Source organism: Chitinophagales bacterium, from assembly GCA_041392475.1.
GTDB lineage: Bacteria > Bacteroidota > Bacteroidia > Chitinophagales > UBA2359 > JAUHXA01.
Map to the genome: position 1 here is coordinate 3,198,357 of JAWKLZ010000001.1, position 23,901 is coordinate 3,222,257.

Consider the following 23,901-nt stretch of genomic DNA (forward strand, 5'->3'; position numbering starts at 1 on the left):
ATAAACAAAGCCAAGAAACTATGCGTTCCCTTTTACTCTTTTTTTTAGCAATTTTTACTTCACTTCAAAAACGAAAGTGGAAACTATTTGTCTGCACAATAAGCTGTTTATTGTTCATTGAAGCCACCGCACAAGAATACAGCATTGCTCGCTATGGCATTCAGGACGGTTTGGGTTCTTCTACGGTGTATGCGATTTACCAAGACACCAAAGGTTATTTGTGGGTCAGTACATCGGCAGGTGTGAGTCGTTTTGATGGTCGAGAATTCAAAAATTTCACCAGCCGTGATGGACTCATTGCAGAAAGCGTGCAAAGCATACACGAAGATGCAGGGGGAAATGTATGGTTTCGGTCGAATGGAGATGGAAAGCGGAGTAAGGCGGCTTATTTTGACGGCCATAAATTTCGGCCATTGGAGGGTGATAGTTTGCAGCCTTTTGGACAAGGGCGTATTTTTTTCTACAAAGATGGTGCAGAACCGCTTTGGCTAAGAAGCGGCGAAAAAGACCTTTTGATGCTGCACAGTGCAGGTGATTTGTTGTTGAAAAATGGATATGAATCCTTGAAACACAACCATATCTACAATGTCTATAAAATTGCTGAAAATCACTATTATCTAGCGACTTTGTTGGGTTTGGTGGAGTACAAAGACAGTACGTACACCAATTTGACGAAAGCCGTAAACCGCACCACACAAGTTTTTCAGATAGACAGTCTGTATGGTCAATATTGGCTGCATACCGACGAAGGTATCATGCACTTCGATGGCAAAAATTTTGACTACAAAAACATTCCGCTTGCCCTGCAAAAAAACATCACGCACTCCATGCGAAAGGACAAAAGCGGCAATCTTTGGTTTGCAACCATTCGTGGGTTGTATCAGTTTGACGGTGAATCGTTTCAGCACTACACGACCGATGATGGTCTGCCGAGCAACCGCATAGATTGGGCATTTTTGGACTCCAAAGAACGATTGTGGTTGAGCATCAAGGAAGGTTTGGGTGTGTTTGATGGCAGTTGTTTTCAGAAGATAGAAGAAAACGGAGAAATGGACTTGTGGAGAGATGGCTATCGAATGCGCTACCGAGAAATATTGGAGGATCATGAAGGCAATATTTGGTTCAATTCACTCAATGGGATTTCTCGATTCCAGACTTTTGCGTTTGAGCATTACCATGTTGAAAACCTATTGAAGAGCAGCTATGTGACAAGTGTACTCGAAGATCGAGCAGGACGGACTTGGTTTGCTTACCGCAACAAAGGGCTGAGTATCTGCGAACAAGGAGAATGTGAGCATTTTTCGAAGGAAAGCAATTTGGGAACGGATATGGTTTTTGACTTATTGGAGGCAAAGGATGGTACGGTTTGGATAGCAACGGTCAAGGGAGTTTATCGCTACAAAGACGGTAAATTTCGCCCATTGCAGATTCGCAAGGAGGTCGATTTTGAGCCGATATTGAAGCTGGAGGAGGATGAAAAGGGAAATATATGGTTGGCTTCTCGCTATGGTTTGGTGTATCGCTACGACGGTAAAAAGTTTCAAGAATTTCCTATCAAGACCAATGAGGAAGGCTTCAATGAATTGTCGTTTACAACGGGTTTTCCCCGTTACAATTTGCAGGAACTGTTGGTCGACCATGAGAATCGGGTTTGGGTGGCGATTGACGATGGGGTGTATCGTCTGGATGGTCCAAAGGAGGGTTTTAAATTGGTGGGTAGTGACCATTATTTTGATTTGATTGTGGATATGGATGAAGATGCGGCGGGCAATATTTGGATGGTGAAAGCGAATGGAGGATTACTGCGATTTGATGGCAAATACATGATTCAATTTGACGAAACGGATGGTTTGGTAAATAACAATGTGAGTTCTATACAAATACAAGATGGCATTGCATGGCTGGGAACGGTCAATGGCATTGACCGTTTGGATGTGTCGGCCTTCAATGCAACCAAAAAAATTCACTTTGAAAACATTGGTAAAGACAAGGGTTTCTTGCCTTTGGAATGTACGCCTTTGCGCTATCATTCCACTCAAAACAACAGTGTTTGGTTGGGGACACGCAGAGGGATTACCAAATATTACCCTGATTTGCATGAACATAGAAATGGCAAACCGTTTGTGCGTATTGAAGACATCAAACTCAACTATGAAAACGTCGATTGGATAGCTTACACCAATCAAATTGATGCAAAAACCTATTTACCCAAAGACCTTCAATTGAAGCACAATGAAAATACCTTGACTTTTTCCTTCAATGCCATTGATTTTAGTCGTCCAAAAACCATTCGTTATGAGTATTTCTTAGAAGGCTTGGAGGAAGAATGGCAGTTGGATGATGGAGATGCAATGGTGACTTACAAGAATTTATCCGCAGGTGACTATACCCTTCATGTCAGAAATCAAACCTTCAATGAGCAAGATTATCAACATCACCTTCAATTCAAGTTCACCATTTTGTCACCGATTTGGTATCATCCTAAGTTTATCTTGACATCTGTTTCTATTATTTTTCTTTTTGTATGGACTTTTTGGGCAGTGACGAAGTGGTGGTTAAGGCGGCGTAAATTGAAGTATGGGCATTTGGAGGCTTTGGAATTGCATTGAAGAAAACTAAACTTTTGGTATCTTGTGAATGTCTTATGATAGATATAGTGCTTTCAATTCGTGTTAATGTAAAACCAAAAAAACCTTGTCATGAAGCTATCTTACATCCTAATTACTACCTTTTTACTCAGTCTTGCTACATTTGCCATTGCCCAACAAAAAGATGCAAATATTTTTGAACCCAATGCTGTCAATGATACTTTGGTGATTCAGCGTACTGCGCCCGAATTGTTCAATTTGTTAGTAAACGATTATGAATCTTACGACTACAAAATCAATAAACTAACCATTGTAGAAGAACCAAAAGGAATCATTCGAGTAGAGCGACACAAAGGTGTAGATTTGGTATTGTATCATGCCAACTATTTGGGGGACGAACCCGATCAGTTTGTATATGAAATATGTGATGAAGCAGGTAAATGTGACCGAGCCACTGTGTATATTGTGAAGTGTCCGCCTTCAAATGCAGATTTTCCGAGAGTAGAAAAAATATTTATACAAGAAGGAGACATTTTGCCGTTTGGTTTTCCAGACAAAAAAATCCGCATCTCCAAAGCTCCAGAACATGGACGGATTGAAATGTCAGCAGATAGTAGTACAGCGATTTACCATCCAAAAATTGGCTTCAATGGGGAAGAAAAATTCAATTTTACGGTATATGAAGATCAAGGACTTTGCGGTTTGCGCTACTTTGAAGGAGTCAATAATATCGTTTATATTCTTCCTTCCAACGAAAAAAACCAGCCGCCAGTAGCAGTTACCGATGAAGTAGAAACATTTGGAAACATTGTCCGCATTGACGCATTGGAGAACGACTATGACCCCGAAAATACTTTAGAAAATCGTATTTGTTCGATTAGCAAAGCCGAAAATGGCAAACTACGGCGAACGAGTACTTCGATTACTTATATTCCCAATCACGGTTTCTATGGTACAGAGGAAATCACTTATGAGATTTGTGACTACAATAAATCTTGTGTGGAAGGTAAAATCATTATCCAAGTAAAAGACCCCAAAGCTCCTGCTGATTACAAAGCTTCCAACAAAGATACAGGAAATGATGAAGGTGGAGAGACCCCTAAAAAGGAGGGCAAAAAGAAGAAAAAAAGGAAAAAATAGCGGACGAGTGGACGACTACAAGCATAAGACATAAAGCACAATAACTTGTCTTATGCTTTGCGTCTTGCATCTTGCACTTCATTGCTAAACGGCAATTCTATCACAAACTCTGTAAATTCTCCTTCTTTGGAATTTACAGATAGTTTACCCTGATGTATTTGCACCACAATATCGTAAGTCAGCGACAGTCCCAAGCCCGTGCCTATACCAGCAGGTTTGGTGGTGAAAAAAGGATTGAAAATTTGCTCACGGATGTCCTGCGGGATTCCCATGCCATTGTCTCTGATTTTGATAATCACCTTATCCCCTTCCATGAACGAACTTATCCAAATAGTCGGCAAATAATCATTGATACCTTGTTGTTTCAAATGCCCTCCCTTTTTTTGAAGGGCATAGAGTCCGTTGTTGATGATATTGAGCAATGCACGCCCGATGTCTTGTTGAATCAAGCGAATCCCTTTTATATTATCATCTAAATCCAATTGGAGGTTGGCCGTAAAGGTTTTGTGCTTGGCTCTAAAACCGTGGTAAGAAAGCTGTAAATATTGTTTAATCAGTGCATTGATATCCACCAAAGTTTTGCCCCCTCCATCTGCTCTCGAATGTCGCAGCATGTTTTTTATAATGCTATCAATGCGTTTTCCATGTTTGTCAATCGTCTGCACGTTTTCCTGCAATTCTGAAATCATCTCGGTAATGTTCTCCATTTTTTCCACTTCAATGTGGGTTTTCTGCTCGGCTACATCTTCTTTCAATTCCTCCAAGAGTTCTTCCGAAAGTTGGGCAAAATTGTTGATGAAATTCAAGGGATTTTGTATTTCGTGGGCAATCCCAGCGGTCAATTGCCCCAATGATGCTAGTTTTTCTTGTACGACCAACTGATTTTGTGTTTCCTTCAATTCTTTGAGCGAACTATTCAATTTTTGGGTTCTTTCATCCACCATTGTTTGAAGCAGTTGTTGTTGTCTTATAAAATTGCGAACACGTAAGCTAAAAATAAGTAGCACCGCTCCAAGAAAACCAATAGCATAGAGTAAATAAGCCCACCAAGTTTTGTACCAAGGCGTGAGAATATTGAACTCATAGACTGCTTCGGCACTAATGACCCCATAGACATTTTTGGAACGCACCCGAAATTGATAATTACCTGGCGGAAGGTTGGTATAGTCCTTGCGGTTTTCATATTTCCAAGGCGACCAGTCTGGGTCAAAATTTTCGAGTAAATACTGGTATTGATTTTCGGATGGATTGTCATAACTTGTTGAAGTATATGTAAATCTCAAGCTATTATTGTCATAAGCCAACTCGGGTTTCTGAGAATCCAGTTGTTCCAATGATGCCCCTTTTTGAAGATTGGTGTACGCACCTCTAAAAATGATGGAGTCTGCTATCGAAACACTTCTGATAACAGTATTGAAGCTGGTTTTATAGATTTTTTTAGTGCTGTTGTCATGGCGAACCAATCCATTGATACCGCCAAACCAGATCATTCCATTGTCTTCTGAATAGATTACACGAATATCTGATTTGGGTAAGCGATTCAAAGGTGCTTCTTGCCAAACGTATTTTTTGTCTTTTTGAAGGGTCAAAACCCCGTTGATTTGTTTGGCATGTATCCAAATATTGCCATCATAATCTTCATTGAGTGTATTGACTCGATAATTTCCTTCTGTAAACTGAACACCATATTTCAGTTCGTATCTAAATTCTTGCTCTGTCTCATCAAAATACATCAATCCGTTTTCGGTGGTAAATACAATTCCTTGACTGAGGCTAAAGACATCGTTGTTGCGAGTAGAAGGCAGACCATCTTGTTCGTCAAACCGCTTAATCTGTTGTTCGTCAATAGGCAATGTTGTTTGCAAGATACCTCGAAAGTCTGTTGCCAGCCACATTTTGCCGTCTTTAGTAGTAGCAATACTTCGAATGGACTCACTTATATTGGGTACTTTCCCTAAAAACTTCCAATTGTCTTCTTCCCACCTCAAAATCCCTAAACCATTTTGCATTCCTACATACAGCAGGTTTTCGTCAAGTGGAGAAGGGTGAAAGCAATAGGCAGCCAAACCTTCAATAAGTTTGGGTTGTAAGTTCTTCAAACTGTATATTCCTCCACTTGTAGCTACCAATAGTTTGTTTTCTTTGGAGTACAAATCCCAACATTCTGTGCGGAATACAGGAATATTTTCCAGTTGGGGTTGGTTGGGTTTGTCAGATAAAAATGAATAGACTGTATCGCTGGGCTCTAGGTGGTAGATTCCTTGCGAAGTCGCTAAATAGAGGTTTTCTTGGTGGCGGGTAATGGCATTGATGTTACCAATAGATTCACTGCCTCGATAGGTTGACAAAGTAGAAGCCGTTTCGATTCTCGCCAAACCGTTGTCGAGTGCTACCCACAAACCATTTTGGTGGTCATTGTAAACGTAGTAGGCTTGGTGATTGGGCAGTCCATCTTCTTGATTGATGATTTGTTGTAAATATCCTTCTTGGTCAATAATCACAATACCTGCTTGCAGCGTTGCCAACGCATATTGTCCGTTGTCCAAAGCACAACCATGATACAATTGGTTTTCACGCAGAAAATCGTCGGCTTGTGTATAAAGTGGAAAACATCGGTCATCTTCACAAACAAACAGACCTTTTTGACGGGTTCCCATCAAGATTTGATTGTAAGGTGTAGCAATCATTGCATATAAATAATCATCTGCAAAAGCACGCCCTCCTGGTACAGGCTTCAATTCATCACCTTCCAAAATAGCCAAACCTTTTTCTTTTTGGGTCAAGTACAATTCTTCGTTTACGTAAAAACCATACTGTTGATTTAAAGGTGGGTCGTAGTTTCTTGTCTTGATTGTCTGTCCATCCCATTGAAAAACCTTTTCACGAGTAAGAAAAAAAGTACCCTTAGTTGTACAGTAGGTTTTCCATACATCTCCAAAATCATTGTCTTCTGCTAATATATATTCATTTAGCGATACATATTGCAGCAAACCAGTAGTATCAGGGCTGAGATAGCCAATTTCTCCTTGTGCGCCAACAAAAATTTGTCCTGAATCATTCACATCCAAAGAGCGCACAATCGAACTTTTGGGTGTTGGAATCAATCGCCAAGAAGTGCCATCATATTCCAAAATACCGTTGGTATTACCAAAGTACATAAAACCCCGAGCGCCTTGTGTGATCGCCCAGTTTTGGGGATGTGCATCGTATGTTTTGGGACTAAAGTAGGTGATATACGGCATACCGTATTCCCTATCCTGAATGGTTTGTGCCTGAGTAGGATAAAAATAATGGATAACTAACAAAAGGAAGAATACAAAATACTTCATTGCAGCAATTTAACCATCCAGCAATTGGAGATTGTTTCTGGAGTAATTGAAGTAGAAAAAATAGGGACATGAAATAAATAAAATAATTATTTTATTTATTTCATGTTGATAAACTTTTAATCATTCATTTTTCAAACTGCTTCTTCAAGCAATTCATTGATCATCTCATTGACCTTTTCGAAGGCATCATCGTCTTTGATAATATAATAGTAAGCTCCTTCAATAAGAGTTTGAGCAGCTACTCCATATCTGTGTTGAGCAGAAAGCATAACAACAGGCATTTCTGGATATTGGTCTTTTATTTGCTTCAATATTTCTAAGCCATTGGCGGCATCTTCTTCCACATTGTCTAAAAAATAATCGAGAATAACTGCATCGGGTTTTTGACTTAGATGCTCCAAGCAATCTTCACCCGACAAGAAACCCATCACATTGAAGTGTGGATTGTTGTCTGCAAGGTGGTCTTTGAGCATACTTTGGAACATTGGATCATCATCTACCACAAAAATGAGCTTTTGCTGCTTTCCGTCCATATTGATATTTGGTTTTTAGTGATGTTAATGAGTAAATGAAATGGAAAGATAGCACAAATTGTTGACAGATGTGAAGAAAAAAATGCTATTTTTAAATTTGGATGGACTTAAACCCGATACTTAAGAAAACTTTAAAAAAATACTTTTGAAAACGATATGATTGAATGGTATAATAATCAGCTACTGCAAAATGTTACCCAAACTCAGTTGAAAGAAATCACCCCCTATCTCCAAACACATCACTATAAAGAAAATCAAGTGATTATACGAGAAGGAGAAGAAGGAGATAGACTGTATATGATTGAAAGTGGGGAAGTAGAAATTTACAAGGATGGCATCACACTTGCCTATCAAGAGGCGGGAGAACATTTTGGTGTCATGGCACTTTTGGATGAAACCAAACGTTCTGCCAATGTCAAAGCAACTAAGGCAACTCAATTAAAAAGCATTGATACTGATGCCATTAAAACACTTTCTGGAAAAGCTGAAGAATCTATTTTCTTCAAAATTATGCTGAACCATGTCACCAATCAGCAAGCTGCTCTACGGACTATGAACATAGCAACCATCAAAGAAACCAAAGAGAAGCTAGAAGAAGCCAAAAAGAACATTTCATTTAGCAATTTCTTCTTATTTACGCTTACCATTCTGATTTCCTACATGTTTTTACTCGGAGTATTTTTAGAATGGAAAGAACACATACACACACAATTTTATTTGTCATGTGCTGTTCCTCTGATAATTGCTACTTTAGGGATTGCTTGTTATAGATATGTCAAAAACAGTGGCTACCCACTTAGTTTCTTTGGAGTATCCACCGAAAACTGGAAAGCCCACCTCAAAGAAAGTTTGATTTGGACTATCCTATTTTTGCTATTGCTCACAATCGTGAAATGGCTTCAAATACAATATATGAATGGTTATCAAGACAAAGCAATCATTGATATAGACCGCATTTTCCGATTTGAGCTGCATTGGGTGCTGCTTTTTTATGGACTCTACATAATTTTTTCGCCCATTCAAGAATTTATCACCAGAGGAGTTTACCAAACTGGCCTTCAAAAACTTTTTAGTGGCAAGTATGCTACCTTCAATGCCATTGTACTGTCAAATTTGCTATTCAGTTCCTTTCACCTTGTGTTCAATCTTTACTTTGCGATTGTGACTTTCATTCCTGGTATATTTTGGGGCTATATGTATGACCGTCAAAAAACACTGGTTGGAGTTGGTTTTTCACATATTTTGATTGGCGTGTATAGTTCCTTTTTAGGTTTTCATTGAGTGCCTGAGTTATCTAAAGCGACAACAAATAACCTAAAATGCCCTTCAATACTTCTGCCATTTTTCCAAAATTCAAGGTATTCATCGTATCCGTAACTTTGTGGTAATGAGGATTGCGAAAAAAAGCAGTGTCGGTAATCATCACCGCATCATAACCGTGTTTCCAATAATTACGGTGGTCAGACATTCCCCCAAAACTTGCATCACTCGGAAAAAAGATAAATTCCACTTCTAAATTCGGACTGCTTTTATCTACTGCTCGATAGACACTTTGCAGAAAATCATATTGTTCTTCCAAACCAACTACCATCACAAAATTCCCTTTGTTGGGATAAATAGACTCCAATACTGTATCAGGAAAATATTGAGAATCAGCAGCATCAGAAAAATAACCAATCATTTCGCAGCAAATCATTGCCTTCACCTTTGCCTTTTCTTCAAATAAAAACTTAGCGTGAATGGCACTTCCCATGTTTTCAGTTTCGTAGTAAGGAGCTTCTTTCAAACTATACGCCACAAAATCTACCCGATACTTCAATTCGCTCTTTACCTGCCCCAGCAAACGAGCCATTTCCAAAATACCGACTACCCCACTCGCATTGCCGTCTGCTCCTGCCGTATCTTCGTAGGCATCGTAATGTGCACCAACGACGATTCGTTCCGCTTCTTCTCTACCAAAAGAAGCAATCACATTTTTATAGATTCGTCTATCTACTTCAAATTCTTGCATTTCTACTCGGCCTCCTGCCGCTTCAAATTCTGAATATATATACGCTGCAACCGTATTGAGGGAAGTCACATTGCGGTAATTTCGAGCAGGTTGTACTTCGCAGATGAAGGTAAGGTCTTTTTTCAATCGGTCTATATTGGGAGTCATAATTGGTGATTAGTGATTAGTGATTAGTGATTAGTGATTAAAGAAAATCAACAATTTTGGAATAAGCTGATGATTCATTTTCATTTAATACATTTCTTCCAAGCGTTCTATAATTGGGTCAATATCATCAAAAGCACGAAGTCCGACCTTATCCTCCGTTCCACCTGCCATATTGAGGGCAAAGGGTCGAATCTGCTCCACGATTTCTAAAACATTGTCGGGAGTAAAAGGTAAGTGCAAAATAATGGGGTAGTTTTCGCACCAATCTTTCAGCTTATCGGGCGAAAAATAGGCATGGTATTGAAGTTTCTGCCAAGTAAGAGGCTCTTGGGTAAAATCCAATACAAAATAAGCAATCTTTCCGCTATCCGCCATCAAAATACTTTCTAATCGGCTATCGTCTAAATAATTATCTACGACAATCCGTTTCATCACCGTAGAAACCATTGAAGTCAATTGACCAAAATTCAAATCCAAATCAGTCTGAATAGTGTCTATTTTGAGTGCATTACAAACAGCATTGATGTATTCAATATCTTGCTTTTCAAATTCACCTACAATGCGAGGTCCCGCCAACCAACCTACAATTTCCTGCTCCCTCTCTAAAGTTACATAGTTGGGCGATTCTGGGCTAAAATTGAAGCCGATCCACTCGGCAAATGTAGAAAAATAACGGGCATCGGAAAGATTGTTGATGCCACTTGCTTTTATTTTGGTAATTAATTCCATCGAGAAATTTGACTTTTTTTTCGGCTGCAAAGGTAAAATTTATCAATGCAAATTCGATTTTTTAACAGAACTTCACCAAATCATTGCTAACCAAACACTAACTTTGAAGTCGTAAAAACCAATTTTTCAAAAAGCCAAAATGTACTTCCATGACCTTCTATGAAAAAGTCTTTCAAGTGGCTATGCTCATCCCTCACGGTCGAGTCACCTCTTATGGAGCGATTGCTCGGTATTTGGGGGCTGCTCGCTCTGCCCGAATGGTCGGTTGGGCGATGAACAATTCCCACATTCAACCCGAAAATGTGCCTGCTCATAGGGTTGTGAATCGAAATGGAGTATTGACGGGAAAACATCATTTTGGAGAGGCAAATACGATGCAGCAATTACTGGAAAATGAAGGCATTGTAGTAAAAGAAGATAAAATTCAGAATTTCAAAGAAGTATTTTGGGATCCAAGTATTGAATTAGAACTTTAACCGCATAATACACTAAACGCCAAAACACCCTAAAAACTCTAAAACCAAAACATAATTTCAAAATGAATTCAGCGATTATCATTTTCATCAAAAATCCCATCAAAGGCACGGTCAAAACCAGATTGGCGCAAGACGTTGGTAACGACAAGGCTCTCGAAATTTACCAAACGCTTTTGGCGCATACACGACAAATTACCGTATCTTTGGATTGTGATAAACGCCTGTATTACAGTAAAAACATTGAAGTAGGTGATGAATGGGCAAATGATACTTACCAAAAAAACGTTCAAATAGAAGGAGATTTGGGTGAGAAAATGGCAGCGGCTTTTCAGGAAACTTTTGAGGCGGACTACCAAAAAGTGGTAATCATTGGTAGTGATTGTATTGCATTAAATAGCGAAATTTTGCAGGAGGCTTTTCATCAATTGGATACCCATGATTTTGTTGTAGGGCCTACATTTGATGGAGGTTATTATTTGATTGGCATGAGATCGCTTTTACCTTCCGTTTTTACCGACAAAAATTGGAGTACCGAATCCGTTTTTCCTGATACAATTGCAGCCCTTCAATCGGCGCAAAAAAGCTATTTTCTACTACCTCAACTCAGTGATATTGATTACCTAAAAGACTGGCAAAAACATAAAGCAGATTTAAAAATATGAAAAAAACAATACTTCTTATTTTTCTTACATTCTTTTTTTTCTTGTACTTCAATAACCTTGAAGCTCAAACAACAGGGCTTCGTATTGACTATTTTACGGATTACCACCTCAATCCAATTTTTTACAACCCCGCTTTTGCAGGAGAAGAAAGCCATCCGATGATAGGTGTTTCGGGAAGAAACCTCAAAAATGGTGTCTCTGAACCGTATTCTTTTCAGGGGTTTATACATGGACAAATTGAAGCCATCAAAAGTGGAGTAGGATTAATGGTCAACTATCACAGTTTTGGGGATATTTACAAACGGCGGCAAATGAAAGTCGGATTGTTGTACAGTTACACCATTCAGGCGGGTGAAAAAGGGCGGTTCAAGTTGGGTTTAAATTCATCTTTGTTGCACTACAATTCCAATTTTGTACCGAATTCGGGCAGTGTAGATGTGGTCAAAACCAACGAAAGCTTTTTTAAGTTTAATTTGGACGGCAGTGTTTTGTACCTAAATGGTGATTTTTATATGGGCGCAACGATTTTTCATACCAATGAACCCAACTTTGAGTTTTACAATATAGGCGGCAACAACCGCTTTCAAAAGGAGGCATACCTCAGCATGGGAACGCAGATTGGGGTGAACGAAAACATTACGCTACACCCTGCTGCAATGTTGAATTTTAGCCTCAATCAGTTCTCAGGTTCTTTCAACAATCAAGGTTATATTGACCTAAGTTTATTGGCAAAATTCCATGACAAATACTTGGCTGGAATCAGCTACAAAATGAATCAACCGCCTTATAAAATTGCCTTAACCGCAGGTGTCAAACTCGCTGAAAAATACCAGGTTGCCGCAACCTATCACCTCAAGCAGTCTGCTAACTACCTCAATCGAAGCCGTGTAGGAGTAACATTCAATTATTTTTTGGTGAAAGAGGAAGAAGCTCCAGAATAAACATAGTGTACCCAAATAAATCCGACCCGTACCTTTAAGGTTTTGTTCATAGTATCTACCATCTTCGCTATTTACCTTCATGCTAGTAGACTTGGTGTTTCATTTCGTACAAGTTAGGAAACTTATACGGGCAAATATTTTCAAATTAAAAAAGGCATTACAGTCCTAAACTGCAATGCCTTTTACTTTATATTTTGAGTTTACATTCTCACTACTCCACCAAGAGCTTTTTCATCACCAACCCATTACCACTTTTCACCACCACCAAATACACTCCAATCGGGAATCCTTCAGTAGCAATCAAAAACCGTTTATTTACCTTCGACAATTGAAATCCTTGTGAAAACCACTGACGACCTGCTACATCCAAAACCTCAATCGTAGCGGCTATATTTCTTTGTAAATCAAATTGAAGTGAAACAAAATCATTGGCGGGATTTGGATACAAAAGCCAATCATTCAAACCTTCAATCGCTGCAATATCCGTCACAAAGGTCACTTCGATTTCGTCCGTAGCTTCACAACCATCAGCCGTGATGACCGTCAAACCATAAGTACCCGATTCCGTCACCACAATACTTGAACTCGATTCCCCATTTGACCACAGATAAACCACATCCTCCAAAACCTCCATTTCCAAAACTACCGCTTCACCCTCATTCTGAACAATATCTTCACCTAAATCCAACATCGGAGTCATCAATTCCTCCAAAGTCGCCTCCGCTTCCACCGTACAGCCATTGATATCCGTGACCAAAACCTGATAAACTGCTGGAGAAAGGTCGGTCAGAATTCCCGTTATCGCTCCATTGTTCCACTCAAAACTATAAGGTGCAGTTCCACTCAAAACCGTAGCAACCGCTTCACCCGATTCATTGTCACAGCTTGATGTTGTAGTCAAATTCGCTGTCACATCCTCAAAAACCTCAATCGTTACAGACACCCTTTGACTCTCGCAGGTTTGGTGAACGCTTGCCACTTCAAAAGTGTAAATGCCCAACTCATTGATAAAAGACGCAGTATCAAATTCATCATTGTTAAATGTTTCGCCTTCCTTCAACAAATTGCCTGCTTCATCGTATATATTGAAGGTCGTAGGGCAACTGCAAAATTCGGGAAAACCCGTCAAGATAATCGTTGGCGCATCCTCCAAACCGCAACTTTCAAAAGCACTCGTCAACACTTCGGGAGTCTTGGGAGTTGCGAAAACTGTAATGTATTCTGTATAAGCTGTTCCACAATTTGCGCCACCGCCTTCGTGAATCACCTCAAAAGTTTGACTATTCGCATTATCTCCTATATTTGCCATAAAAGTAATCACCTTATTGCCTTCATTGTCCACATCAACCACAACGTTTGCACCAACATCCGTCAGCCAATGCCCGCTTGTATTGTTCGATAAAATAGTCAAAGGCAAATCACTTTCACATACCTCAAATCTGTCTCCCTCAGTCGTCCATGTAGAATCAAATTCATCAACCAGCATAATTGTTTGCTCCTCACTACTAAAACAGCCATTTTCTGTCACCGTATAGCTAATAGTCACTTCCCCTACCGTTTCAGGAGTCCAAAAACTCCCTTCAATCGGTTCACCATCTACTGCAAAAGTACCTCCCAAAGTTTGTAGGGGAACCAAAAACAAATCACCATCTGCTATACAAAACTCAAAAGGCACAAAAAAACTGGCATTGGGCGAACCTTCATCCTTCACTTCAACTGTTTGCATCACTTCACAATCATTCGCATCCATAATCGTTAAAACATAAGTCCCCGCCACCAAATCTTCAATTGTTGAACCCGTTTGCCCACTCTCCCAATGGAAGGTATAAGGTGCAGTGCCTCCCGAAACCGTTGCAACTACTCGCCCATTTGCTTCATTGCAGTTGGCATTTTCCACTTCAATGCCAATCACAGGACTGTCAATAGCTTTCACTTCAATTTCTTGATTTACAGAGCATCCATTCGCATCTGTTACCAACACGCTGTAAGTTCCTGCTGTTATGTTTTCGAGATTTTCACCCATATCGCCCGTATTCCAATCGTAGGAAAAAGGAACTGTTCCACCCACAATTTGCAGCGAAATACTTCCGTTTTCCCTATTGCAGGTAGCTTCAGTGGTTATGACTTCAATTGCTTCAATCCCTGACAACGCTTCTACAACAAAGGTTTTGGAGGCAGAACAGCCATTTGCATCTGTCACTAAAACATTGTAAAAAACGCTGGTTGTCAAATCATCGGCAAAAAATCCTATTTGGCCATTCCCCCATTCAATATTGTATGGCTCAGTCCCCCCTTCAATGCTTACCGTAGCACTGCCCAATCCATTACCACAAGGTTGTGAAATAGTAAGAGCGATGGTAGGAAAATCAATATTGGCTTCGATTTCAATATTTTGTGAAGTCATACAGCCCGAAGCATCGGTAACTTCAAGTTGGTAATTACCACCCTCATTGATTTGGATAGATTCGCTAGTTTCACCTGTGTTCCATTGAAGTGTGTAAGGAGCGATGCCGCCCGAAATATTGGCAGTAATCGTACCATCACTATTGCAGTTGGGAGCGATGGCAGACAATTCCAAATGAGGTGTACCTAAATTTTGGATTTCGTATGAACCATTTGTCGTACACCCATTCGCATCCGTTACCAAAACACTATACGTGCCTTCTGTTAGATTTTCGATTTGATTGCCTATTTCGTTGGCGTTGGTATTCCAGTCGTAGGAAAAAGGAGCTGTTCCGCCTGCTACGATTGCAGTGAGGCTACCATTGCTGTCATTGCAGCTTGCATTTATTCCTTCAAAAACAAGCGCTTCTATCCCCGCAAAAGCCTCAATCCTAAAATCGCTAACCGTGCTGCAACCATTGGCATCTGTTACTTCAATTTGATACAATACATTGACAACCAAATTATCTGCCGTTTCTCCAATTTGCCCATTACTCCATGCGATTTGATAAGGAGCAACACCACCTGTAATGACTACAGTGGCACTCCCTTCCTCCCCTACACAAACTGTCTGGGCATTGACTTCAAAAATCGGTAAATTTATGTCGGAGTTTATCACAATACTTTGTGTACTAACACAATCATTGGCATCGGTTACAAATAGTGAATAAGTGCCTGATTCTGATATATTGATGTTTGGGCTTGTTTCTCCTATACTCCATTGAAGGGAATAAGGAGGAGTGCCGCCCGAAATATTTGCGCTGATTTGCCCCGCTTCATTACAAGAGGGTTCGACTCCTGATAAATCCACATTGGGTGTTCCTGCATTGACCAAGTTGATGTTTTGCAAGGCCGTACAACCCACATCATCGGTTACAAGAACGGTATAAGTACCTGCTGACAAATTATTTGGGTTGGGAGTATTGCCAATCTCTTGTGTGTTCCATTGGTAGTTGAAGGGAGGAGTGCCATTGTTGGCTACAATGTTGATAACTCCATTGTCTTCGCCGCAAGTCGGTTGTATGGTAATGGCTTGTAGAGTCGGTAATTGGGTATTGGTAATCGTGATGGTTTCGGTAGTCGAACAGTCATTTGCATCCGTCACAAGAACTTCATATTGCCCTGCTGTAAGGTTGACAATAGAAGCACTATTTTCGCCATTGCTCCACTGAAAAGTAAGTGGTTCAGTGCCTCCAAAAATACTTGCAGTTGCAGAGCCGTTACTCAAGCCACAGGTTGCATTTTGTTGGGTAATGTCTAAACCGAGAGCACAGCCCACAATTTCGGGTGCGTCAATTGTAGGGGATTGTTCGTTGTTGTTTTGTCCCATGATTTTCGGGGCGAGGAAACTTTGATATACATAGCCATTGCTTTGGTCTTGGACAAACACGATGGTTCGCATTTGATTGGCAGTCACAAAGTTGGGCAACGTATAGGAAGTATTGACGGTTGTAGAGCTGTTGGCGGACATTGCTGCAATGCTCGTACCATTGAAGTTCGGCAGCATTTTTCGCATCACATAAGGAAACTTTTTTTCACCATTACTCCCAGGGGCAGAAGTATAGTTTTTTTCCTTTTCTACGGCTACAATATGCACCCGCAAATTATTGGAGTTAATCGGAAGCAGTGCTTCAATTGTGGCTTCAATGTTGACTGTGTTCCCTGTTTGGGTTTCATCTACGGTGATGATGATGCCGCTGCTGATACTGGCAAGAGAGTTGATAATCGATTGATTGACATTGGCGGGAGAACCTGCATACTGTCCGCCATCCAAAACTGCTGTCGGCACGCCACCAACTCCATAGTAACTGACTCTTGAATTGGCATCGGCTGAGTTTTCTTGATACATCGGGTCAAAACCAGGCCATGAGGTGTGGTATTTGATGGGCGCAACGTGGTCAATGTTGCTGTTCATGAGGGCATCGAAAGCGGGATTATAGGCGGCACATGGCCCACAGGAGGCGTTGGTAAAATGTTCGGCTAAAACGGTGCGTATGGGTACTTGCATCAACACATTGAAGGTTGTTTCCAATACATCGTTTTCGGGATTGTCGTCTGCTGTGCCATTGATATTGCTGGCCCATACCTTCAATGTGTGTTCTCCTGCCATTGGAGTCCATGGAAGGGTGTGGGTAAAGTTTGTAATGGCATTGGAGGGAAATGGAAAGCTGAGGTTTTGGGAGTGAACCATTCCGTTGTTGGCTTGCCAATTGAGGGTGAAGGAATTGACGAAGGTTGTGCCGAGGTTCATGATGCGGCCTGTGATGTTGTGTTCGGTATTGGCGAGCAGTAGATTGGGCATGGTTAGGTTTACTATTGCCAAGTCTTTTGCATAGGGTTCGATGATGAACAAACTGGTTTCGGAGGCATCAAAATCACCGCCCGAAGCATAAGTCGTGTTTCCTGCACCAACGCTGTAACTGCCATTGCCGAAACTGCAACAGATTCCATCGCCATAGACATCGTTGATAATGAATCCGATGGTGGCATTGTTGGGAATACAGACGTTTTGGGTATAAGTGTTGTTGGCCGTTGTATAGGGGCCGCCGCTTGCATAGACTGTGCCTGTTGTCCAATTTTTGAGTTCCCAAGTGGTTTCGTCGGGATAGTTGTCAGTGGTAATGCTAACGGTTATTTGGGTTTGATTGGCAGGGCATTGTGCTGAAAGTGAAATGTTTGCCGCAAGGAATAGACAAGTATGAACAAGGCTGAGGAAGGAAGAACGGAGGTAAAGATTTTGGAACATGATGGCTTGTTTTGGAAATGGATGGCGTTACTTTTACATAACATTGGGTAAAAATACAAAAAAGAGGATAGTTTGGTTAAGGTATAAAAAGAAAAGGCTGCTACATTGGTTTGAAAATTCCACTTCGTTCCTGTACACCTGCTCCTTTCAATAAAATTGGGCGGTCAATGACGATGGTCGTTTGAACCAAATAAGTTGGATGTATTGTATAGATTCAGTATGGTATCAAGATCAGCCTTAGTTGGGTCATTATTTTTGGGAATATGAGAATTTATGTAACCCTTACGAATATAACTATTCTTTTTGTAAAACAATTTGACTATCAGATATTATATTTCTTTTTTTTCATAAAGCAATGAAAATTAAATGATTTGTTTTATATATTTATTTCCTCAAATTGAATTTCTTAATGCCTGTTAATTAAATATTAAGGAAGTGTTAATTAATTTTATATTTAAAAACAAAAAGATTGGATGGGTGGTGAGCTTTATGTGGAGTACAACTATCAGTTTATAAAGCCAACTTGCATTGCTTGAATTGCTAAAAAAATGAGTTCTTTGGCTATATCTGTGAAATAAGACCTTCTAAATCTTTGGAGTGAGAAGGAAATTACCTTGAACGGAAAGGAAATAGCTGAAAATTCGTTATTTTTGTAGGCAATCAAACCAAATTTTGCAAAATAGTAGCAGTGTTAAAAACAGAAGAAAAACTTTACACGGTTGAAGAATATTTGGCTTTGGAGGAAAAACCCGATGCCAAAAGTGAATTTTACAATGGAATTATCTGGGCGATGTCAAGGGGGACATTGAATCATGCTACCATTAGTTCCAACGTGAATTATGCGCTACACAATGAGCTAAGTACCTAATCAAAATTATTGGTACATTTCAAAAATCACAAAATGTTTATTATTAACTTTTTGTGAAGATTTTAATATCCTTTTAAATCTGGTTAGGTACTTACGTGCTAAAAAAAGTAAATGCCGAATATCGAGTAGCGATTTGAAAGTGCAAATAGAAAAACACAATTGTTTTTACTATCCTGATGTGATGGTTTTATGCGGAGAGGTAGCATTTGCAGAAAATCGAACGGACATTGTCAAGAACCCCATTTTGGTTATTGAAGTATTGCCGCCTTCTACTGCGGACTTTGATAGAGGCACAAAATTCAATCGCTATAGAAGTTTGGAATCCCTTCAAGAATATGTACTTGTTTCGCAAGACAAGCCCAAAATAGAGGTATGGTACAGAGAAGAACCGAACCTTTGGCGCATTTCCAACGTGATTGGTTTGGAAGCAAAGGTTCGGCTACATTCCATTGGTTGTCAAATCTCTTTGGCGGATATCTACTATCTGATTGAGGATTTGGAGGATGTGCAGATGGAATTGGATTTGTAAAAACTGCTTTTATTCAGATGTTGTACTACTTCATCTGTGTATTTCAATATCATTTATTTGGTGAATTTCTTCTTCATAATCGAATGTTTCTCTAAACGCCTGTTCAAAATCCTCTATTATAATTTCCACAGGCTCAAATCCAATGCTATACCGAATAAAACTATCAGAAATATTCAATTTTTTTCGTTCTTGGTCACTTAACTTAAAATAGGTAAAAATACCACATTGCTCAACAAGGCTGAACACTGCTCCAAAATTACTGCCTATGTAAGGTATTTGTAAATTTTCAACAAAACAAGTTGTTTGTATTTCGTTGGCATCTAGTTCAAAGCTAACAACTCCCCCATGTCCTGCTAAGTACTTATATGCTAAGTCAGAAAATTCAAAATCATCTAAGCCTGTATAATATACTTTTTTGACCATTGGATGATTTTGCAGATAGCGAGCCAACTTAAAACCATTTTTGTTATAATGGTCCATCCTCATGGAAAGTGTATGAAGGCTTCGATTCAACAAAAAAGCAGTATTTGCATCACTAATACTTCCCATCATATCTCTCAACACTCGGATTTTTCCTATATTTGATTGAGAACCTGCTACACTTCCTGCTAGAATATCACCTTGACCACTAAGATACTTGGTACAACTATGTAGAACTAAGTCTGCTCCAAATATCTGTGGTTTAAAGTTCATAGGACTTGCAAAGGAACTATCAATTACAAGAAGCGTTTCTGGCGACTTTACTTTAGCAATTCTTTCAATATCAACTAAATGAAGATGAGGATTAGACGGCATTTCTACAAACACAATGCGAACTCGTTCAATATTGTGCTTGTTGATAAAGCTAGCGTAATCCATCAGTTCTTTATGTGAAGCGGGATAGATATTAACACCTAAACTATTTAATATTGTTAGGCAAAAACTGCGAATTTTCCTGTACCCATTTTCAGTAAAAATAATACTATCTCCCTTTTTCAAAAAAGCTAAAAATGTTGTTGTAATAGCTGCCATACCCGATGGAAATAGCAAAGCCGATTCACAATTGTCTAATTTAGCTAATCTTTCTTCTACTTCTTCCCAGTTTGGGTTATGATATCGCCCATAGCGTCCTTTTTTTAAAGTATTTCCTTCATGATAATTGACAACATCATCAGTATCTTCAAAGTAGTAAGTAGCCGTACGAAATAGAGGTGTCACAACACTATTAAGGTAAGGCAAATGTTTATTTTTAGGCATATATATATTGTATTATGTATTTTTTTAAGGCGAGAACAAATTTACTAAAATTTTTTGTTCTTTGAAAATTTCAGTAAAACAACAAGTCCTCATCTGAATTTCTAAAATACATAATCATGCTTTACCAAAAAGTGCTGTGCTATTGACAACGGAGCAGACAATTGATACAATTAAAGTTCCACCAAACCATTCGCTATCAAATATTCTGCAATTTGCACCGCATTGGTTGCCGCACCTTTACGCAAATTGTCCGAAACAATCCACATATTGAGCGTTTTTGGTTGCGATTCATCACGGCGAAGGCGGCCTACAAATACCTCATCTTTGCCTTGCTGATAGAAAGGCATCGGATAAATGTTGTTTTGAACATTGTCCATCAAAACCACGCCAGGCATTTCGGTCAACAATCGGCGAACTTCTTCCATTTCGTATTCATGTTCAAATTCCACATTTACCGTTTCTGAATGACCGCCAATCACCGGCACACGAACAGCCGTAGCTGTCACGCCAATCGTTGAGTCGTTCAAAATTTTGCGGGTTTCATGCACCAATTTCATTTCCTCTTTGGTATAGTCGTTGTCCAAAAACACATCACAATGCGGCAAACAATTGAGGTCAATGTGGTAAGGATAGACCATATCACCTTCCAAACGACTGCGCTCATTTCGAAGTTGAGCAACAGCCTCTTTACCTGTTCCCGTCACCGATTGATAAGTAGAAATCACCAAGCGTTTCATCTTGTATTGCTTGTGTAGAGGAGCCAAAGCCATCACCATCTGAATGGTCGAACAATTGGGATTCGCAATAATTTTATCGTTTTTGGTCAAAATATCGGCATTGATTTCGGGAACAACCAAAGGAACCGTCTCGTGCATCCGCCAAGCAGATGAATTGTCTATCACCGTTGTACCCATTTCTTCAAATTGTGGTGCCCACTTCAAAGAAGGCCCTGCGCCTGCCGAAAAAATAGCGATATCTGGCTTGTTGTACAAAGCCACCTCCATGCTCACAATTTGTTCTTTTTGTCCTTTGAATAAGATGGTTTTTCCAACAGAACTCTCAGACGCAACTGGAAAAATTTGAGAAACGGGTAAGTTTCGTTCCTGCAATACCTCTAACATGACTTTTCCGACCATGCCTGTCGCGCCAACAACTGCAACTTTCATATTGTGATTGATTTATTTTACTGATTGCTAAAAAAGGTTATATTACACACAATTATTAAGCCAACAAAGGTAAAGCAAAAACTTCAAAACTTAGCGATATCATTTTAACTTTGATTTTCATTTTAATACTCCAACTTTCATGATCACTTCAAACGAAAACAAGACTACCACACACCATCAAATCCACTGGGGAAATGCCGCCAACATGCAGGCTATTGAAGCCGAAAGCGTTGATTTGGTGGTGACATCACCACCTTATCCCATGATTGAAATGTGGGACGAAATTTTTGCAGCACAAGAAACATCGGTCAAAGAAGCATTGAAGCAAGGAGATGGACCTGCAAGCTTTGAAGCCATGCACCAAATTCTCGACAAAGTTTGGGCGGAAGTGTATCGGGTTTTGAAAGTTGGTGGAATAGCTTGTATCAATATTGGTGATGCGACTCGAACGATTGACAAACATTTTCGGCTCTACTCCAATCATGCCCGCATCCTTCAATACTGCATTTTGCTTGGATTCAGCAATTTACCCACCATTCTTTGGCGAAAACAAACCAATGCACCCAACAAATTTATGGGTTCGGGAATGTTGCCGCCAGGAGCTTATGTAACCCTCGAACACGAATACATTTTGATTCTCCGCAAGGGCAACAAACGAAACTTCAAAACCGCAGCCGAAAAACTGAACCGCAGCGAAAGTGCTTATTTTTGGGAGGAGCGCAATGTTTGGTTTTCGGATATTTGGGATTTGAAGGGGGTAAAACAAAAACTGAGTAGCCAAAAATCGAGGGATAGAAGTGCGGCTTACCCTTTTGAGTTGGCGTACCGTTTGGTCAATATGTTTTCGGTGAAAGGGGACACTGTTTTAGACCCCTTTTTGGGAACAGCTACGACTACACTTGCCGCAATTGCCTCCAAACGAAACAGCATTGGCTACGAAATTGACCCAGAATTGGAGGACACTATCACCGAACAAATTCTCGACGCCAATTTGCCTGCCGCTTCCATCGATTTTCTTCAAAAACGCATCGCTCGACACCTCGAATTTGTGCATCAACGCCAATTATTGAAGGGCGCAAATGCGTTTAAATATGAGAGTGTGAATTATGGTTTTCGGGTGATTACGAGGCAGGAGGTGAAGATTCGATTTGAAGAACTGAAGGGAGTTAAAAGTATTGGAGGGGGGAGTTTTGAAGCGGAATATGGGGAGTAGGTTTTTTGAACAGGAACAGCTACCAGTTCCTGTTCAAAAACCCTACTCCAAAACCACCACCTTCTAGGTTTAGGAGACGAATTTTAGTCGAATTTATGGATTTCCACTAAAACCTTCTATGAACCATTATTTGAAAGGTTTGTAAGTATTTCAACCACACTTCAACCAACCCGTCACGCTCATTCTCTGCTGATGGCTTACCAAGACTTCATGTTCCAATTCACTGCTTTTGAAGAAAACACACTTGCTATTCAAAGGGCTAATTTTTTGGTTATCCGCACCATTGTAAATGCACAATTCACCCCCATCACCCTCTTTCCAGTCCACATTTAAGTACATAATCATCGAAAATGCCCGACTGTTGTTGTCCTTGAACTGATCCAAATGTCGCTTGTAAAAACTGCCTTTTTCGTACAGGGCATAGTGAAACTCGTAGCCCGTAATCCCCGCATAACAAGTGCGGTTGAGAAAGGTCACAAATTCGTCCATCAAGTCAAAAAAGCTATTTTCGTGAGTATCATTGTGTTGGCGATCCAACCAATAAATCACATCACTTCTCACCAGTTTATTCTCAGTGAATTTGGCATTGTTTCCAATGCCTGCCGCTTTCATTTGTTCGCTTGAATGAAGAGCTAAAAGGTTCGCTCTCAGGTTAGCAGCCAAAGCTTCCGATAAGAAGTTTTCGGCAAGGCCAACTTTGTTTTCTATGAAACTGTTGATCAAATAATCGAATGTTGTATTCAATTCGTACCATTAAAGTCATGCGGCATACAACCGACAACTTGGCAAGTTACGCATTAAATCCAATTAAAACCGTAGATAAAAATACCTCTTTGAAATTTTGAAGTAAAAGAGAAGTAAGCAGGTGAAAATATCTCCTGCTTACGAAAAATGTTTACTGTCAAGTTCACATAAAACTAGCTATACTTCCTTTAGTTAGCAAGTTATCAAGTGTTGCGTTTTTTTGGCAAGACTTGTTAAAAAAAGTGTTGCAAATATTTGAAATATGAAGTAATGTAGTTCTTTCGATTGCCCTTATTCCCCCGACTTGTTGGGATGTCCTACTTGTACTTTTGGAGCGTTAAGCAAGAACGTCCCCTTTTGGGGGATTTATGGGGTTTCAGGTTTGACTTTTTAGTTCTTTT

Annotated in this window: 17 protein-coding genes; 9 read left to right on the forward strand and 8 right to left on the reverse strand. The window is 39.8% G+C overall.

Annotated elements, in window-relative coordinates; translation table 11 throughout:
• Positions 1–20 precede the first annotated feature (20 nt).
• Both R3E32_11900 and R3E32_11905 read left to right on the forward strand, forming a co-directional pair.
• On the forward strand, positions 21–2,609 hold the full coding sequence (locus tag R3E32_11900; GenBank protein ID MEZ4885424.1) for a two-component regulator propeller domain-containing protein: 2,589 nt from the start codon (positions 21–23) through the stop codon (positions 2,607–2,609).
• A 90-nt stretch (positions 2,610–2,699) separates the two neighbouring features.
• Positions 2,700–3,728, forward strand: coding sequence for an Ig-like domain-containing protein (locus R3E32_11905; GenBank protein MEZ4885425.1), 1,029 nt, complete (start codon positions 2,700–2,702; stop codon positions 3,726–3,728).
• 50 nt (positions 3,729–3,778) lie between these two features.
• Here the strand turns inward: R3E32_11905 and R3E32_11910 are convergent, their stop codons facing one another.
• Together R3E32_11910 and R3E32_11915 are read right to left on the reverse strand one after the other, a co-directional pair.
• Positions 3,779–7,057, reverse strand: a complete 3,279-nt coding sequence (locus R3E32_11910) for an ATP-binding protein (protein MEZ4885426.1) — start codon at positions 7,055–7,057, stop codon at positions 3,779–3,781.
• 131 nt (positions 7,058–7,188) lie between these two features.
• On the reverse strand, positions 7,189–7,590 hold the full coding sequence (locus R3E32_11915) for a response regulator (protein ID MEZ4885427.1): 402 nt from the start codon (positions 7,588–7,590) through the stop codon (positions 7,189–7,191).
• Between the two features lie 156 nt (positions 7,591–7,746).
• Here R3E32_11915 and R3E32_11920 point away from each other — a divergent pair, with 156 nt between their 5' ends.
• Positions 7,747–8,871, forward strand: a complete 1,125-nt coding sequence (locus R3E32_11920; protein ID MEZ4885428.1) for a cyclic nucleotide-binding domain-containing protein — start codon at positions 7,747–7,749, stop codon at positions 8,869–8,871.
• A gap of 13 nt (positions 8,872–8,884) precedes the next feature.
• On the opposite strand, the gene R3E32_11925 is transcribed toward R3E32_11920, so the two are convergent.
• Positions 8,885–9,748, reverse strand: a complete 864-nt coding sequence (locus tag R3E32_11925; protein ID MEZ4885429.1) for a M28 family peptidase — start codon at positions 9,746–9,748, stop codon at positions 8,885–8,887.
• An 84-nt stretch (positions 9,749–9,832) separates the two neighbouring features.
• Positions 9,833–10,477, reverse strand: coding sequence for a hypothetical protein (locus R3E32_11930; protein ID MEZ4885430.1), 645 nt, complete (start codon positions 10,475–10,477; stop codon positions 9,833–9,835).
• Positions 10,478–10,626: 149 nt separating this feature from the next.
• Between R3E32_11930 and R3E32_11935 the strand changes: the two genes are divergently transcribed.
• From R3E32_11935 to R3E32_11945, 3 genes are all read left to right on the forward strand, one after another.
• On the forward strand, positions 10,627–10,953 hold the full coding sequence (locus R3E32_11935; GenBank protein ID MEZ4885431.1) for an MGMT family protein: 327 nt from the start codon (positions 10,627–10,629) through the stop codon (positions 10,951–10,953).
• A 62-nt stretch (positions 10,954–11,015) separates the two neighbouring features.
• A complete protein-coding gene (locus tag R3E32_11940; GenBank protein MEZ4885432.1) occupies positions 11,016–11,615 on the forward strand; it encodes a TIGR04282 family arsenosugar biosynthesis glycosyltransferase in 600 nt (199 codons plus the stop codon).
• On the forward strand, positions 11,612–12,556 hold the full coding sequence (locus R3E32_11945; GenBank protein ID MEZ4885433.1) for a PorP/SprF family type IX secretion system membrane protein: 945 nt from the start codon (positions 11,612–11,614) through the stop codon (positions 12,554–12,556). The genes R3E32_11940 and R3E32_11945 overlap by 4 nt, the downstream gene beginning before the upstream one ends.
• A gap of 211 nt (positions 12,557–12,767) precedes the next feature.
• Here the strand turns inward: R3E32_11945 and R3E32_11950 are convergent, their stop codons facing one another.
• Positions 12,768–17,744, reverse strand: a complete 4,977-nt coding sequence (locus R3E32_11950; GenBank protein MEZ4885434.1) for a T9SS type A sorting domain-containing protein — start codon at positions 17,742–17,744, stop codon at positions 12,768–12,770.
• A 688-nt stretch (positions 17,745–18,432) separates the two neighbouring features.
• On the opposite strand from R3E32_11950, the gene R3E32_11955 reads away from it, so the two are divergent.
• Both R3E32_11955 and R3E32_11960 read left to right on the forward strand, forming a co-directional pair.
• Positions 18,433–18,612, forward strand: a complete 180-nt coding sequence (locus tag R3E32_11955; GenBank protein ID MEZ4885435.1) for a Uma2 family endonuclease — start codon at positions 18,433–18,435, stop codon at positions 18,610–18,612.
• Positions 18,613–18,691: 79 nt separating this feature from the next.
• Positions 18,692–19,141 (forward strand): Uma2 family endonuclease, encoded by a 450-nt coding sequence (locus R3E32_11960; protein MEZ4885436.1) that lies wholly within the window; start codon positions 18,692–18,694, stop codon positions 19,139–19,141.
• A gap of 30 nt (positions 19,142–19,171) precedes the next feature.
• Here the strand turns inward: R3E32_11960 and R3E32_11965 are convergent, their stop codons facing one another.
• Positions 19,172–20,377, reverse strand: a complete 1,206-nt coding sequence (locus R3E32_11965; protein ID MEZ4885437.1) for an aminotransferase class V-fold PLP-dependent enzyme — start codon at positions 20,375–20,377, stop codon at positions 19,172–19,174.
• A 170-nt stretch (positions 20,378–20,547) separates the two neighbouring features.
• Positions 20,548–21,543: an aspartate-semialdehyde dehydrogenase gene (locus R3E32_11970; protein ID MEZ4885438.1), complete on the reverse strand. Its 996-nt coding sequence runs from the start codon at positions 21,541–21,543 to the stop codon at positions 20,548–20,550.
• 139 nt (positions 21,544–21,682) lie between these two features.
• Here R3E32_11970 and R3E32_11975 point away from each other — a divergent pair, with 139 nt between their 5' ends.
• A complete protein-coding gene (locus R3E32_11975) occupies positions 21,683–22,756 on the forward strand; it encodes a site-specific DNA-methyltransferase (GenBank protein MEZ4885439.1) in 1,074 nt (357 codons plus the stop codon).
• Between the two features lie 150 nt (positions 22,757–22,906).
• Here the strand turns inward: R3E32_11975 and R3E32_11980 are convergent, their stop codons facing one another.
• Positions 22,907–23,500, reverse strand: a complete 594-nt coding sequence (locus tag R3E32_11980) for a 2OG-Fe(II) oxygenase (GenBank protein ID MEZ4885440.1) — start codon at positions 23,498–23,500, stop codon at positions 22,907–22,909.
• Between the last annotated feature and the right edge of the window lie 401 nt (positions 23,501–23,901).

Bases quoted from the DNA above. Each gene is read 5' to 3' on its own strand.
- R3E32_11940 (MEZ4885432.1), top strand. From the start codon at position 11,016: ATGAATTCAGCGATTATCATTTTCATCAAAAATCCCATCAAAGGCACG.
- R3E32_11930 (MEZ4885430.1), bottom strand. From the start codon at position 10,477: ATGGAATTAATTACCAAAATAAAAGCAAGTGGCATCAACAATCTTTCC.
- R3E32_11965 (MEZ4885437.1), bottom strand. From the start codon at position 20,377: ATGCCTAAAAATAAACATTTGCCTTACCTTAATAGTGTTGTGACACCT.
- R3E32_11925 (MEZ4885429.1), bottom strand. From the start codon at position 9,748: ATGACTCCCAATATAGACCGATTGAAAAAAGACCTTACCTTCATCTGC.
- R3E32_11935 (MEZ4885431.1), top strand. From the start codon at position 10,627: ATGACCTTCTATGAAAAAGTCTTTCAAGTGGCTATGCTCATCCCTCAC.
- R3E32_11975 (MEZ4885439.1), top strand. From the start codon at position 21,683: ATGATCACTTCAAACGAAAACAAGACTACCACACACCATCAAATCCAC.
- R3E32_11900 (MEZ4885424.1), top strand. From the start codon at position 21: ATGCGTTCCCTTTTACTCTTTTTTTTAGCAATTTTTACTTCACTTCAA.
- R3E32_11915 (MEZ4885427.1), bottom strand. From the start codon at position 7,590: ATGGACGGAAAGCAGCAAAAGCTCATTTTTGTGGTAGATGATGATCCA.
- R3E32_11950 (MEZ4885434.1), bottom strand. From the start codon at position 17,744: ATGTTCCAAAATCTTTACCTCCGTTCTTCCTTCCTCAGCCTTGTTCAT.
- R3E32_11945 (MEZ4885433.1), top strand. From the start codon at position 11,612: ATGAAAAAAACAATACTTCTTATTTTTCTTACATTCTTTTTTTTCTTG.
- R3E32_11905 (MEZ4885425.1), top strand. From the start codon at position 2,700: ATGAAGCTATCTTACATCCTAATTACTACCTTTTTACTCAGTCTTGCT.
- R3E32_11920 (MEZ4885428.1), top strand. From the start codon at position 7,747: ATGATTGAATGGTATAATAATCAGCTACTGCAAAATGTTACCCAAACT.
- R3E32_11970 (MEZ4885438.1), bottom strand. From the start codon at position 21,543: ATGAAAGTTGCAGTTGTTGGCGCGACAGGCATGGTCGGAAAAGTCATG.
- R3E32_11910 (MEZ4885426.1), bottom strand. From the start codon at position 7,057: ATGAAGTATTTTGTATTCTTCCTTTTGTTAGTTATCCATTATTTTTAT.